This is a genomic window from Oceanobacillus halotolerans (genome assembly GCF_010993955.1).
GTDB lineage: Bacteria > Bacillota > Bacilli > Bacillales > Amphibacillaceae > Oceanibacillus_A > Oceanibacillus_A halotolerans.
The window spans coordinates 1-14,457 of the sequence record NZ_WIXL01000004.1 but is presented as its reverse complement, the minus strand read 5'-3'; the positions used below and the strand labels follow the sequence as shown (position 1 = coordinate 14,457).

Annotated in this window: 13 protein-coding genes and 1 other RNA gene; 8 read left to right on the top strand and 6 right to left on the bottom strand. The window is 37.2% G+C overall.

All coding sequences use genetic code 11. The annotated features are described in order from the left end of the window. Positions 1–31: 31 nt before the first annotated feature. The 4 genes from rnr (at position 32) to ssrA (ending at position 4,314) form a co-directional block, all read left to right on the top strand. Positions 32–2,212, top strand: coding sequence for a ribonuclease R (rnr, locus tag GHC26_RS06640; RefSeq protein ID WP_163970488.1), 2,181 nt, complete (start codon positions 32–34; stop codon positions 2,210–2,212). Positions 2,213–2,427: 215 nt separating this feature from the next. Beyond that, a complete protein-coding gene (gene zupT / locus GHC26_RS06635) occupies positions 2,428–3,237 on the top strand; it encodes a zinc transporter ZupT (protein WP_163970487.1) in 810 nt (269 codons plus the stop codon). A 124-nt stretch (positions 3,238–3,361) separates the two neighbouring features. After that, positions 3,362–3,826: an SsrA-binding protein SmpB gene (gene smpB, locus GHC26_RS06630; RefSeq protein ID WP_163970486.1), complete on the top strand. Its 465-nt coding sequence runs from the start codon at positions 3,362–3,364 to the stop codon at positions 3,824–3,826. Between the two features lie 122 nt (positions 3,827–3,948). Further along, positions 3,949–4,314: a transfer-messenger RNA gene (gene ssrA, locus GHC26_RS06625) on the top strand. A 332-nt stretch (positions 4,315–4,646) separates the two neighbouring features. Here ssrA and GHC26_RS06620 read toward each other — a convergent pair. Then, positions 4,647–4,751, bottom strand: coding sequence for a YjcZ family sporulation protein (locus GHC26_RS06620; RefSeq protein WP_163970485.1), 105 nt, complete (start codon positions 4,749–4,751; stop codon positions 4,647–4,649). Between the two features lie 201 nt (positions 4,752–4,952). Between GHC26_RS06620 and GHC26_RS06615 the strand changes: the two genes are divergently transcribed. Continuing rightward, a complete protein-coding gene (locus GHC26_RS06615; protein WP_163970484.1) occupies positions 4,953–6,134 on the top strand; it encodes a DHH family phosphoesterase in 1,182 nt (393 codons plus the stop codon). Positions 6,135–6,533: 399 nt separating this feature from the next. On the opposite strand, the gene cbiQ is transcribed toward GHC26_RS06615, so the two are convergent. From cbiQ to GHC26_RS06595, 4 genes are all read right to left on the bottom strand, one after another. After that, complete coding sequence (gene cbiQ, locus GHC26_RS06610; RefSeq protein ID WP_163970483.1) at positions 6,534–7,265, bottom strand: cobalt ECF transporter T component CbiQ; 732 nt, start codon at positions 7,263–7,265, stop codon at positions 6,534–6,536. A gap of 162 nt (positions 7,266–7,427) precedes the next feature. Beyond that, on the bottom strand, positions 7,428–8,261 hold the full coding sequence (locus tag GHC26_RS06605) for a DUF4198 domain-containing protein (protein WP_163970482.1): 834 nt from the start codon (positions 8,259–8,261) through the stop codon (positions 7,428–7,430). Between the two features lie 61 nt (positions 8,262–8,322). Further along, positions 8,323–8,739: a hypothetical protein gene (locus GHC26_RS06600; protein WP_163970481.1), complete on the bottom strand. Its 417-nt coding sequence runs from the start codon at positions 8,737–8,739 to the stop codon at positions 8,323–8,325. Then, positions 8,736–9,353 carry a CbiM family transporter gene (locus GHC26_RS06595; protein WP_163970480.1) on the bottom strand — a complete coding sequence of 206 codons (618 nt, stop codon included), beginning with the start codon at positions 9,351–9,353 and terminating at the stop codon, positions 8,736–8,738. Before GHC26_RS06595 ends, GHC26_RS06600 begins: the two co-directional genes overlap by 4 nt. 175 nt (positions 9,354–9,528) lie before the next feature. Between GHC26_RS06595 and GHC26_RS06590 the strand changes: the two genes are divergently transcribed. Beyond that, positions 9,529–10,530, top strand: coding sequence for an LLM class flavin-dependent oxidoreductase (locus GHC26_RS06590; protein ID WP_163970479.1), 1,002 nt, complete (start codon positions 9,529–9,531; stop codon positions 10,528–10,530). 240 nt (positions 10,531–10,770) lie between these two features. Continuing rightward, a complete protein-coding gene (gene ltaE, locus GHC26_RS06585; RefSeq protein ID WP_163970478.1) occupies positions 10,771–11,793 on the top strand; it encodes a low-specificity L-threonine aldolase in 1,023 nt (340 codons plus the stop codon). Between the two features lie 39 nt (positions 11,794–11,832). Here ltaE and GHC26_RS06580 read toward each other — a convergent pair whose 3' ends face one another. After that, positions 11,833–12,849: an aromatic acid exporter family protein gene (locus GHC26_RS06580; protein ID WP_163970477.1), complete on the bottom strand. Its 1,017-nt coding sequence runs from the start codon at positions 12,847–12,849 to the stop codon at positions 11,833–11,835. 336 nt (positions 12,850–13,185) lie between these two features. On the opposite strand from GHC26_RS06580, the gene GHC26_RS06575 reads away from it, so the two are divergent. Beyond that, positions 13,186–14,361 carry a C40 family peptidase gene (locus tag GHC26_RS06575; RefSeq protein ID WP_226376882.1) on the top strand — a complete coding sequence of 392 codons (1,176 nt, stop codon included), beginning with the start codon at positions 13,186–13,188 and terminating at the stop codon, positions 14,359–14,361. Positions 14,362–14,457: the final 96 nt, after the last annotated feature.

Below are 14,457 nucleotides of genomic sequence, written 5' to 3'. Positions count from 1 at the left end.
AGTTAACAATAAGATGAAAGAAGGTGATAACATGAGTGACAAAATGAAAGATGAAATTAGAAACTATATTAACGAAAATAGTACAAAACCGTTAGCAGTTGATGAGATTGAGGAAGGACTCCACATTACGGATTCAGTAGACTTTAAGGAGCTTGTCAAATCGTTAAACGAATTAGAGGAATCAGGAGAAATTGTTCGTACTCGTAAAAATCGCTTTGGTCTCCCTGAAAAAATGAATCTTGTTCGTGGTAGGATTCAAATGCATGCAAAAGGGTTTGCTTTTCTCATTCCAGATGATGAAGGTCAGTCAGATGTTTATATTCAACCATCTGATTTAGCTTCAGCCATGAATAATGATCGCGTACTTGTTCGTATTGAAAAAGGAAACACAGAGAAATCACGACCTGAAGGAACTGTTATTCGTATTCTAGAACGTGCGGTTATACAAGTAGTTGGGACATATGTAGATAATAAGTCGTTCGGATTTGTTATTGCCGATGATAAGCGGATCCCAAATGACATATTTGTCCCTAAAAATATGGCAAATGGAGCTGTTGACGGCCATAAAGTGATTGCACGTATTACCAAATATCCAGAAGGCCGTAAAAGCGCTGAAGGTGAAATCATCCATATCTTAGGTCATAAAAATGATCCAGGTATCGATATTATTTCGATCATTCATAAGAATGGAATTACGATTGATTTCCCTGATGAAGTGTTGAATCAAGCCAAACAAGCGCCCGATACAATCTCTGAAGAGGAAATAAAAGATCGACGTGATTTACGGGATGAAACGATTGTCACCATTGATGGTGCAGATGCGAAAGATTTAGATGATGCTGTAACAGTTAAACAATTAGAGAATGGAAATTATAAACTAGGCGTTTATATTGCGGATGTAACCTATTATGTGGAAGAAAACTCTCCAATAGATAAAGAAGCATTCGAACGTGGGACAAGTGTTTACTTAGTGGATCGCGTTATCCCTATGATTCCGCATCGCTTATCAAATGGCATTTGTTCGTTAAACCCACAAGTGGACAGATTAACGCTAGGCTGTGAAATGGAAATTACATCAGCTGGAGAGGTAGTCAACCATGAAATTTTTCAGAGTGTCATTCGTACCAATGAACGGATGACCTATAAAGATGTGAATAAAATTTTAGTAGACCAAGATGAAGAAGTACGGTCTAGATATAAAGAACTTGTTCCGATGTTTGAGGAGATGGAGAAGTTAGCTGAAATTCTCCGCCGTAAACGGATGGGACGTGGCGCAATTGATTTTGACTTTAAAGAGGCGCAAGTTTTAGTGGATAATAATGGAAAAGCAGAGGATGTCGTGTTACGTGAACGTTCTGTTGCAGAGCGTCTTATCGAGGAATTTATGCTAGTAGCAAATGAAACCGTAGCTGAGCATTTCCATTGGATGGATGTACCATTTATTCACCGGATCCACGAAGACCCTGATGAAGGAAAACTTGGTAAATTTTTTGATTTTCTAGCTGGACTTGGATACGTTGTAAAGGGAACAGCAAATGAAGTTCATCCACAAGCATTACAAAAAGTGATTGAGGAAGTACAAGGTAAGCCTGAAGAGATGATTGTTTCTAAACTGATGTTACGTTCGATGAAACAAGCAAAATACGACCCGCAAAGTATCGGACATTTTGGTTTATCAACAAGCTACTATACACATTTTACATCACCAATTAGAAGGTACCCTGATTTAATTGTCCACCGTCTGATTCGGACCTATTTAATTGAAAAGAAAATGGACGAAAAAACGATTCAACACTGGAAAGAAAAATTACCTGAAATTGCACGGCATACATCCGAAAGAGAAAGAGGTGCGGTGGATGCCGAAAGAGAAACAGATGATCTGAAGAAAGCCGAATACATGCAAGATAAAATTGGTGAGGAGTTTGTCGGGGTGATTAGCTCTGTTACCAACTTTGGGCTATTTGTCGAGTTAGAAAATACGGTCGAAGGATTAGTCCATGTTAGCTACTTAACCGATGATTACTACCACTTTGATGAGCGTAGCTATGCATTAATCGGGGAGCGTACAGGTTCTATTTATCGTATAGGTGATGAAGTGAAGGTGAGAGTTGTAAGTGTTAATTTAGATGAGCGTGTTGTGGACTTTGAATTAGTTCAAGCAAAAAATACGAAAAAAAATAAGAAAAAAATTAGGGCAAAAAGGAAAAAATAACATAGTATAGTTGATGGATAGGCAAAGACTAATGAGTGGGAAACCCCCATGAATTAGTCTTTTTCTATGTTTAGAGTACATCAATTTAGAAAATTTTAAAAAGTGGCTGAAATGGTTGCAAAATAAGATTTTTTGGAATAATATATAGCTATCAATTAAAAAGTTTCGTTAGGTAAACATTCGTTATTATGTCCAAAAAAAAGGGGAAAGGTGAAATGTCACAAGAATTAGTTTTAGCGTTTTTATTTACCTTACTTGCTGGTCTTGCAACAGGTATTGGTAGTTTTTTGGCTTTCTTTGCTAAAACGACAAATACGAAATTTCTATCGTTTTCATTGGGTTTTTCGGCTGGTGTCATGATTTATGTTTCAATGATTGATATCTTTTTTAAAGCTCAAGAAGCGTTAATCAGTGAGTTAGGTGAAATAGGTGGAAATTGGGTAACAGTAATCTCCTTTTTTGCAGGAATGATTTTAATTGGGGTAATTGATCGTTTTATCCCAAAATATTCGAATCCACACGAACTAAAAAAGATTGAGGATATGAAGGAACCAAAAAGGGTATTAAAAGATCCAGATTTGATGAAAATGGGCGTCTTTACTGCATTAGCGATAGGTATTCATAACTTTCCTGAAGGTATTGCGACATTTGTTTCGACTATACAAGATCCAACATTAGGTCTAGCAATCGCTATTGCTATTGCGATACACAATATACCAGAAGGCATTGCTGTTTCTGTACCAATTTATTATGCTACGGAAAGTAAAAAGAAGGCATTTAAGTATTCCTTTTTATCTGGTTTAGCTGAACCAGTCGGCGCATTGGTAGCATTTTTAGTATTGATGCCATTTTTAAGTGATATGATGTTTGGCATTATTTTTGCGGCTGTTGCGGGTATAATGGTATTTATTTCGCTCGATGAATTACTACCTGCAGCTAAAAAATACGATGAAGCACATCTGTCTATCTATGGTGTGATTAGTGGGATGGCACTGATGGCAGTAAGTTTGTTATTATTCATGTAAACGAGATAATTGGTATATAGAAGCTGTACTTCCTAATAGAGGTACAGCTTAATACATCCAACTAATTGGAATCACTAAGAATGTTTGGTAAAATAAATGCCATGTAGGAGTAGGAGGAAATCATATGCCAAAGGGTAAAGGAAATGTTATTGCACAAAATAAAAAAGCATCACATGATTATTTTATTGAGGATACGTATGAAGCAGGAATTGTCCTACAAGGTACAGAGATTAAATCGATCCGTGCTGGTCGCGTCAATTTAAAAGATGCTCATGCTCGAATTGATCGCGGAGAAGTAAAGTTAATTAATATGCATATTGCAACTTATGAGCAAGGAAATCGATTTAATCATGATCCAACACGTACTCGTAAACTGCTATTACATCGAAAAGAAATTGATAAATTAATTGGGTTAACACAGCAGCAGGGGTATGCATTAGTTCCATTGAAGCTGTATATTAAAAATGGATTTGCCAAGGTGTTAATTGGACTAGGTAAAGGGAAAAAGAAATATGATAAACGCGAAGATCTTAAACGTAAGCAAATGAAACGAGATGTAGACCGAGCGATCAAGGATCACATGCGTTAGAGCTGTTAAATCCTTCCATGCCTTGATTTTAACGTGAAATATGCTATAATAAGAATTGTCTTAGGGAGACATTAACAAGTTAATAATAGCTCAATGATCCCAAGCGTTTTCTCATTTTATATGGGGACGTTACGGATTCGACAGGGATAGGTTGAGCTCAGGTTGCGCGTCGAGGTTACGGCTCGTAAAACGTTATCGCCTAAATATAACTGGCAAAGAAAACAATCAACCAGCTTTAGCAGCTGCGTAAGCACTGCTTAAGCGATCCTTCCTGCTATCGCCCGTGTGGCAGATTGAAGGGTCTCAAATCGAGCGGGCTATACGGTCATTCGCCGTCTGAGGATGGTCGTTGAAATTAATCAGACTAGCTAACTTAGAAGCCTGTTGGTAGGCTGAAAGATTAGTGAATGATAATATACCAACTACACGTGTAGAAGCCTGAGTGGCAATATCTCTGGACGTGGGTTCGATTCCCACCGTCTCCACCAATACATAAATTGGTGGTTTTTTGTTGTATGTAGATTAAATTTTTTATATTTGAGTGTGATGGCGTTTTAGTCTTTCTATGACATAACTGGTAAAAATAGAAGTAAAAAAGTAACAGAGACCACGTGTCAGTGACCGAATCGGCGAGAAAAAAAGCTCAAAGGAAACAGAGACCGCCTCTCAGTGACCAAATCGACAAAAAAAGGTTCCAAAAAGTAACAGAGAACACTACTCCATGATATATGCAGCCTATAGAAATGTTAACTGGTGTGTTTACAATAAATTAAAAACAAAAAGTGCCCGCATCAGTACGGGCACTTTTTTTGCTTGCTACTTAGTATACGCCATATCCGCCCCAAGAAGCACCAACGATGATTAGTAGGATGAATAATACAACTATTAACGCAAAGCCTCCGCCTGCACCATAAGTTGCAGTCATGAAATCTCCTCCTTTTTGAAAAGATTTTCGGTGAGAACTTCGCTCACATAATTAAGTTATGTCGTAGTTGGATTATTGTGTAGACAGGTGCGGAGTTTAATCCATTTTAATCAAAATAAGGTAATTACATATAAATAATCAACAATGATTTATGCAATAAAATACATTCTATAACTCATACTACTAAAAGAGGTGACAAAGATGTATAGACTTTTATCACATAATGATTTAGATGGAGTTGGATGCGGTATTTTAGCAAAGTTAGCTTTAGGGAGAGAGGTATCGGTTCGTTATAATTCCGTATCAGGACTTGATCGTGAAGTAGAATATTTTTTAGATCATGGAAATAAAGGAACTTTTCTGTTTATTACAGACCTGTCAGTTAATGAGAAAAACGAAACTAGATTGGAAAGCTTTTATCAAGAAGGTGGGAAGGTTCAGTTTATCGATCACCACAAAACATCTCTTCACTTTAATGAGTATGATTGGGGTCATGTCGCAGTAGAAGATGATGTAGGAAAACTGAATTCAGCAACGTCTTTATTTTACGACTATTTGGTGGAACAACAACTACTACAACCATCTAAAGCTTTAACAGAATTTGTTGAGCTGATTCGGCAATATGATACATGGGAATGGGAAGCAAATGGCAACGAACAGGCTAAACGCCTTAATTCGCTGTTCTTTTTACTTTCGATCCATCAATTTGAAGAAATGATGATCGAACGTTTAAGTATAAGTGATCGCTTTTATTTTGATGATTTTGAGACGAAATTACTTGATATGGAAGACGATAAAATCATAAGGTATATTCGTCGGAAAAGGCGGGAGCTTATTCAAAAACAAGTACATGATTATTACGCTGGGATTGTTCATGCTGAATCGTATCACTCTGAATTAGGAAATGAGCTTGGGAAAACCTATCCACATCTAGATTACATCGTTATTTTGAATCTAGGAGCAAAACGTGTCGGTTTTCGAACGATCCATGATGATGTGGATGTGTCAGATGTAGCTAGTACATTTGGAGGTGGTGGACATGCGAAAGCTTCGGGATGTTCATTAACAGATGAAGCGTATCAATTATTTGTAGCAGAAAGCTTCCCGCTAAAACCATTACCAGAAGATGCATATCGAAATCGATATAATGTAAAGGAATCTTCCTTTGGTACGCTTTATCAAAATCGAGAAGAAGACTGGTTTTTTCTATATCCTGCCAGAGATGGGCAGTGGGTAATTGAAAAAAATCAAACGAAAATGCCTGAAACATTCGCGACTTTTACCGATGCGGAAAAGTTTTTAAAACGTCAGCATGAGGTAGGGTTGGCAAGGGATGATATTTTCGTGCACTTTTTAATGAAGCATTACGGTAAAGAAAAATAAAGGCTAAAACCTGTAACATTTCCATGCGAGTTACAGGTTTTATTGCTAGGAAGGTATTAGAAAAACTCACATTCGCTAGTCTTTTAGCGAATGTGTTAGTTTTTCTTATACTTGGGACATAAAAATTTTAGCTACGTCGAATCCACTTCTTGGCAAAATTTTATACTTTCCTAACGTGTGAAAAATTAGATAACTGAATAACCTGAAAAGCCACGTCCAGCTTCGAGTGATTGACGTCCAATTGCCGATAGACATAAGGATGCAAGAGTTTTCATTGGCCAGTGCTAAAGCTGTAGCGAGACTTCCCTCACCTCTGTACGACCATCCAGATGGTCTAGTATAGGAGTTGCCACAGGACGTGGCTTTTTTAGTCTATAATGGTTCTTCTTGCTTTTATTCCTATCCAACCCAATTTTCTGCAAAAATTAATAAAAAGATCATCATGAGCATAAAAGAAGTTTTAAGATAATCTAAACTAGTTATCGTTGAAGTTGGACGCACTCTTAATCGTCCATCAAATGAACGTGATGTCATTGCTTTGTATACACGTTCTGATCGGTCCACTGAACGAATTAACAATGCTCCGATTAGCTGACCAAAGATCTTTAGGTTTCTGATGCTAATTCCGCCCTTAAACAAACGTGATTTAGCAGCAATTTGCATTTTTTGTATATCATCTAAAAACAAAAATACATATCGATAGCTATGCATTAAAACGGTGATAATGATTGGATGGACCCGTAAACCAGCAAGGCTTCTCATGAATTGTTCCATTGTTTGTGTATCTAAAAGAATGGATATAACGGTCATCGCGGTAAAAGCTTTCAATAAAATAAGAATAGCAAATGTGAGGTTCTCATTGGAAACCGTCAAGCCAGTACTGAATAGCAGTGGAATTGTCATCAATAATAGAAATGGTAAAATAATTAAATATCGTTTTAATACGAGTGTGATGGATATACCCATTAATAGGATCATTAGTAGAGAAAAAAGATAAGCTGTAACTGTAGTGGGTATCGTTGTTAAACTAATGACTCCAAATATAAAGAGGATAACGGCAACTAATTTTGTACGTGGTTCCCATGCTAGTGCCCATTTACGTATCTTATCTTCTTCTAATTGATCTTCCATTTTCACTCACCACACTTATCATTCAGTTAGTCTCTTTTCGCATACCTTTGTTGTTTCCTACGTCGCAACATCTATATTATGTGCAGTAAAGTTGTGCATTGATTTCCGCTCCGGACAGTCGCTTTTACCACGGGCAATAATCTTTTAGAAAACAGCCTTAAGCTATGACGTTTTTCCTTTTAACTTTAGGATAAACATGGCAACAGAAGCTCCGAACAATAAACCAACTACTAGCATCGCGAACATGGCAATCAAGTTTGTTTCATTTTCCGTCTGTTCTATGGAGGTGTCCACAAGGAGTGTTGAGGTATGACTTGTAACTTCATATGCTTCTTCCCCTAGTGTTCCATCCTCCTCTAATGTAAGATCTGACTTCAATAACCATTTTCCAGCGGAATCAAATGTGAATTCAAAGTGACCTTCTTCATTTGTTAATCCTTCTAATACTTCATGATTAGGTCCATAAGCGGTGATGGATGCATTAGCACTTGGTTCCCCATCTAAATAGACTACTCCCTCAAACGTACCAGTTGTAAAATCAGAAATGTCGCTTGTCGGAATGATTTCAAAATCTGCATCAATTGCCTGGTCTGCATTTGTATTATTGTCACCAGTTTGATAAATGGTTTTAGCAGTTTGAAGACTTAATTGTGTAATATCCTCCTCTTCTGGTGTATAGGTACTTGCCTCACGTGTAGCCCAAAATGTATAATCTCCTTCCTCAATAATCGGTACGTAGGCACGTGCATGAACACCAACAGCTTCTAGGGGGAGTTGTTCTGTGTCTCCACTTGGATAACGAACATGTAATTGATAGTCTTCTATCTCTGCTTCACTAACATAGTCGCGAATATGTCCCCACAATACATCGACTCGTAATTCCTCTTGATCTGTAAATTCCTCTACTTCAATATATAACTCATGTGCAGCGATAGCAGGTGTCCATATAAAGAAAAAGCACAAAAATGCAATTCCGAACAATAATTTCCTTTTCATGATGTCATCCCCCTTATAACATTTGTAGTACGTAATCACGAGCATTCTCTTATTGGTTACTTTATTTATTTCTAAAACTAAAAATGGCTGCTATAAAAACAACAACTCCTGTTCCCAATAATGCTCGAATGACTAATGGAATCTTCTCTAATATGTGCGGTGACTCCATCTTGTCTTTTGATGCTGACCGATGACCAAGTCCATCGTCAGCCACAAAGCGATCTATCTCTTCATCGTGATCATAATAAAAATACCCCTCCTCATCGACCTGCCCCTCTACTAATACGTCCCCCGTCTCATCATAGGCTGTAACGTATGCAGCACTAGCAGGTGTTCCATCATCATACCGAACGTAAACGACACCATCTTCAATCGGTTCTACAACCATACGGTGAGCAAATACGGTTTCAGATTCAAAAAAAATCACGAATAAGAAAAATAGAATAAGGTAGACGCTCCAACGCCAATACTTTTTCATGAAGATGTCCCTCCAGCCCCATTGAATAGACTTGGTCGCATTGTATATAGATACTTGTACGCTACTCCTGTGACAATACCTTCCAATATCGCTAGTGGAAAATAGGCCAACACTAGCAAACGAATTACTGAAAAAGTGCCTTCTGCATATCGCTGGTCTGAAAGAAATAACAAAAGTATTAATAAGAAGACCGCAATACAAATAGCTATTACACCTGCGATGAAGCCTTTTAGAAACAAGGGAATGTTTTTCTTTATAGAAGATAAATAGTTGACGAAAAGTGCTGGAATGGACATCAGTAGCATGTTTGTACCAAATGTACTAATACCACCGTGTTGAAATAGAAGTGTTTGAAGAATAAGACCTATAAAGATAGCAAATGGGGCACGTCGTCCTAGGACAAGTCCGAGAAATCCACCTAAGAGTGGGTGTATGGAGGTAGGACCAATTGGTATATTAATTAGTGATGCAACAAAAAATGCACCAGCCAATAAACTAATTTTAGGAATTTCTTCTTCTTTTGTACCTTTGAGTGAATAGGCTAATATACCGACAGCACCAACTGTTGTCGTGGCCGCGACTGAAATACTAATCACACCATCTGCTATATGCACGCTCCCCTCCCCCTTTTTATGAAGAACATCATTTAACTATATACAATGAAACGGCAAAATATGATGACAATTTAAAAAAAGCAGATAAGAGGTGTATAATTATGGAAAAGCTTAAGAGTTTAAAAATAAAGCTATGGGTAACAAGCATATTTTAGATAGAAAGAAGTGATAACAGGTGAAACTAAGTATTCTTGATCAATCTCCTATATCAGAAGAGCATACAGCTAATGATGCCTTATCAAGTACAATTGAACTGGCCGAAAAGGCTGATCAACTAGGGTTTACCCGTTATTGGGTGGCAGAACATCATGATATGTCAGGTCTAGCAAGTCCCGCGCCAGATATTATGTTAGCCATGATTGGATCCAGAACAAAGGAAATTCGCCTTGGAGCAGGTGCGGTATTATTACCACATTACAAGGCATATAATGTAGCGGAAAGATACAATCTTCTAGCTACTTTGTTTCCCAATCGTGTCGATGTTGGGATTGGACGAGCACCAGGTGGATCTGCAGAAGCTTCTATGGCTTTATCAGGAGATTTTTTAGCGAACGTTCGAGATATGCCTGATAAGTTAGATGAATTACTTCATTTTTTACATAATGATTTTCCAGAAGGTCATCTTTATCATAATGTAAAGCCTTCACCAGTCCCGAAGAATTTGCCAGTTCCTTGGCTTCTTGGAACGAGTGAAAAAAGTGCAGTTTTAGCTGCCGAAAAAAGGATGCACTATGCGTTTGGTCATTTTATGAGTGATCAAGATGGTCCTACTATTGTGAAACGGTATCGGGATTCATTATCTACAACTCACCCTAATACATCACCAAAGGTAATTGTAGCGGTCTCTGCTATTTGTGCCGAAACAACAGAGGAGGCTGAAGAATTAGCCTTAAGTGGACAGCTATGGAAAATTCAACAAGCAAAAGGGGAAGGAAAAAATGGTATTCCTTCAATAGAAGAGGCAAAATCATATGCTTATACGGAAGAAGAGGTAGAGGATGCAGAGAAACAGAAAGAAAAGATGATTATTGGTAATCCGAAAGAGGTAAAGGAGCAATTAATTAATCTTCAGAAAGTGTATAATACAGAAGAATTGATGATTGTTACGATTACACATAGCTATAAAGCTCGTAAAAAATCCTATCAACTAATTGCGGACGAATTTAATCTACAATAAGGAATCCGGTGAAAAGTGTTCCACATTTGGTGGAGCAGTTATCTGCCTTCAAACGAAGTGTTGTCTTTTGGTGTATTTTAAGAGATGGAGTTTTAGTTAGTGGATAAAGTTCATATGAATAAAATTTTTTAAGTGCAACATTGTACATGTTTTACGGAGTGAATTAAATGAGTATAATAGGTTTCAATCAAGTAAGAATTTGCTTACAATAGATATAAAGTTATAGTGGGAGAGGATAACATGATTGATTTACGTAGTGATACGGTTACAAAGCCAACACGTGAAATGAGACAGGCAGCTTTTGACGCACCAGTTGGGGATGATGTATATAATGAAGATCCAACTTTAATCGAATTAGAGGAAACTGCTGCTCAAATGTTAGGAAAAGAAGCAGCCATGTTTGTACCAAGTGGGACACAAGGGAATCAAATAGCAGTATTAACACATTGCCAGCCTGGGGAAGAAATTATTTTAGAAGCAGATTCACATATTTTCTTTTATGAAGGTGCTTCTATCTCTGCTTTTGCTGGGGTACAACCACGTACAATTAATGGGGAAAATGGTACGATGGATCCCAAAGCCATCGAAGCAGCATTACGTGTAGATGACATTCACCAACCAGAAACGAGTTTGATTTGTTTAGAAAATACGCATAACCGAGCAGGTGGAGCAATTGTACCATTAGAAAATATGAAAGAAATCTATCAATTAGCATCATCTCAGCATATTCCCGTTCATCTTGATGGTGCTCGTATATTTAATGCATCAGTGGCGACAGGGATTAGTGTAAAAGAGTATGCGACCTATACAGATTCTGTACAATTTTGCCTATCAAAAGGTTTAGGTGCACCAGTTGGATCGATCATTGCTGGAACAAAGGAATTTATTAAAAAAGCACGTAAATGGCGTAAACGTCTAGGTGGAGGCTTAAGACAAGCGGGAATTATTGCAGCACCAGGCCTAGTTGCATTGCAAACGATGGTTGACCGATTAGAAGAGGATCATACCAATGCATCCCTGCTAGCAACAGGATTGGGTGAAATTGAAGGGTTAACCGTCGAAAATAGTGTTGATACCAATATTGTTCTCATCAATACTGAAAAAGCGGGACTAAGTGCAAATGCATTCTTAGATCGATTAAAGGAACAAGGCGTTTTAGCTGTTCCATTTGGACCAAATACTGTACGATTTACGACTCATTTTGATGTATCAACAGATGAGGTGAAAACGGCAATTGAACGTGCGAAAAACTGTTTAGTATGAATAGGAAAAGGAGGTTGTCATTAAATTGACAGCCTCCTTTTAGGTTTCTCGATAATATTGTGTAACAAGGTTATAAATGGAAAGTAGTTCATATAAGATGATAAGTTCTGGTGGAAATGTAGTTGGATGTACATCATTTTTTTTGGTAATTTCTTCATTATCCTCCCAAAATAATTCAGTTAGTTGCTTTAACTGCTGTTGGTGTTTAGCTGGATTATAATAGGATTGTTGTTGCATTCCTTGAGCTAGTTCTGTAACAGCATGTAAAATTAGTGACTTTTCTTCACTGGTCCATGTATTCGTTTTTAGGGGTGTGTTCACTAAATTATCTAAGTGATACTGAATTAACCGTAACCGTCTTAATTGTTCCTGAGCATGTTGAAATTTACTTTTTTCATGACCAGCAAGCGGATGATACTTCGATTCCTCTCTTTGAAAACGAATCAAGGTTTCTGTTTGATGTATTTTTCTATCAAGTTGATCCATTAGTTTTCGTTCTGCATTATTCTCCTCTGGTTTATCTTCTAAAATATCACGAAATACCTTCTGAATGGTAATCCCAGTTCGTTTCCCTATGCGTTGAATATTTTTTACTATATTTTCTGTGTAGTCTGGTGGCAAAATAAACATATTAACAACAGAAGAGACGATTAAGCCGATGGTTGTCGTACCTAAACGTATAACAAAGGAAATGAAATAATTGCTATGTATTACTTCAACCATGGCAACTGCTGTTAATGTTGCAACTAAAAGGCCTGCATGTAATTTTAACCGATAGCACGTCACAATGGTAAACACAGCTGCAAGTGTGTAAGTTAATGGGGAATCCCCAAAAAGTGCGATAAATAGTACTGCATAGGCTGAGCCGATAGCTGAAGCAGGAAAACGCACAAGTCCTTTTTTAATGGAATCGGATACAGTAGGCTCTAACGTAACAATTGCTGTAATAACGGCAAAAACTGGTGGCCAATTTAATAATTCACAAAGCCAAGCTGTAACGAAAATAGCAACAGCTGTTTTTACAACACGACTACCAGCGATGTGAAATAGCTTCATCTGCCAAACACCTCCATTTTAATTGTAACGCAACTATCGTTAAATTTCCCCCTTCCATTAAAGGCAATAGTCAGCTATAAAAGGAATCTATTTACATGATGCTAGATTTTTATTATAATAATTGAGGTTTATTGGCTAAGAAGATCTCGTTTATTGAGTTTTCTGTCAAAAAATGAAATATAATTGTAATATTTCTCTAACATGCATGTTATGTTTTGCTGATATACTACGAAATATCTAGTAAAAAGTAATAGATTATATAACGTGATAGACATCATCTGTTACATAAGAAAGATAAACGTTACGTTGAAATAAATGATTCGGGGGGGAATCGAATTGAAGAAAACACTTATTACATTAACTACTGCTAGTGTTGTAGGGTTTAGTAGTGTGTTAATGACTGACTATGTGCAAGCCGAAGAGTTGGAAGAGATTCGATCAGAACTATCAGACGCAGAAGATCAAGTCGCAGACGTTTTAATAGAGTTAGAAGAAATCAATAAAGAAATTGAACAAACACAAGAAGCATTAACAATTAACAAAGAAAAAATGCAAGAAACAGAAGAGGAAATAGCTATAACAGAAGAAGAAATAGCTAAATTAGAAGAAGAAATTGAAGAGTTGGAAGAGGCAATTGAAGAACGCTACGATATTTTAAAAGAACGAGCAGTATCTTATCAAAAAAATGGTGGAAATATCGGTTTCTTAGAAGTGATTTTTGGCTCAAAAAGCTTTGGAGATTTTATTAATCGTGTTTCTGCCGTTACAAAAATAACAGATTCTGATGCGGCGTTAATGGAAAAACAGGAAGCAGATAAAGCAGAAGTAGAAACGAAACAAGAAGATATACAAAAAAAATTGGAAGAACTAGAAGCTAAAAAGATAGAAATTGAAGGAATGCAAGACGTAATCCTAGAACAAAAGGAACAAAATGAAACGAAAAAAGAAGAATTAAAAGAAAAAGAAAATAATTTAAATAACTTAATAGAAGAATTAGAAATGGAAGAAAGCAACTTGGTGGCTTTGGAACAACAAGTTCAAAGTAGTATAGTAGACGAGCCTTCCTCTACATCCGAAAGTAACGTGAAACAGCTAAGTAATGAATCACCAGCTAGTGGTAGTGGAAATCTTAGTGCTGCAATTAATGCTGGGTATAAATACACTGGAGGAAACTCTAGGTATGTGTATGGTGGTGGACGTACCGCATCCGATATTCGAAATGGATTCTTTGACTGTTCTGGGTTTGTATCATGGGCTTACTCACAGGCAGGGTATTCTTTACCAGCTCAAACAGGTGCATTGGCTAATGTAGGTTCACAAGTTTCACCAAGTAACATGCAGCCAGGAGACCTCGTATTCTTCAATACAAATGGAACGAATGGCCATGTTGGGATTTATGTTGGCGGCGGCAAATTTATTGGATCCCAAAGCAGTACTGGTGTAGCTGTTGAAAGAATGGATAGTGGTTATTGGGCAGGTCAATTTTCTGGACTTGTAAGACGTGTAAACTAATAGATTCATATAAAAAGCGTATGATTTGGTGGTTACCCCTAAAAGTTAGAGTTTTATTATGCAGCTGATTGGCTGGGTTGAGTTCTGTATTCTACT

Coding starts and splice junctions, on each gene's coding strand:
- GHC26_RS06615 (WP_163970484.1), top strand. CDS start 4,953: ATGTATAGACTTTTATCACATAATGATTTAGATGGAGTTGGATGCGGT.
- rnr (WP_163970488.1), top strand. CDS start 32: ATGAGTGACAAAATGAAAGATGAAATTAGAAACTATATTAACGAAAAT.
- GHC26_RS06580 (WP_163970477.1), bottom strand. CDS start 12,849: ATGAAGCTATTTCACATCGCTGGTAGTCGTGTTGTAAAAACAGCTGTT.
- zupT (WP_163970487.1), top strand. CDS start 2,428: ATGTCACAAGAATTAGTTTTAGCGTTTTTATTTACCTTACTTGCTGGT.
- GHC26_RS06600 (WP_163970481.1), bottom strand. CDS start 8,739: ATGAAAAAGTATTGGCGTTGGAGCGTCTACCTTATTCTATTTTTCTTA.
- cbiQ (WP_163970483.1), bottom strand. CDS start 7,265: ATGGAAGATCAATTAGAAGAAGATAAGATACGTAAATGGGCACTAGCA.
- smpB (WP_163970486.1), top strand. CDS start 3,362: ATGCCAAAGGGTAAAGGAAATGTTATTGCACAAAATAAAAAAGCATCA.
- GHC26_RS06620 (WP_163970485.1), bottom strand. CDS start 4,751: ATGACTGCAACTTATGGTGCAGGCGGAGGCTTTGCGTTAATAGTTGTA.
- GHC26_RS06605 (WP_163970482.1), bottom strand. CDS start 8,261: ATGAAAAGGAAATTATTGTTCGGAATTGCATTTTTGTGCTTTTTCTTT.
- ltaE (WP_163970478.1), top strand. CDS start 10,771: ATGATTGATTTACGTAGTGATACGGTTACAAAGCCAACACGTGAAATG.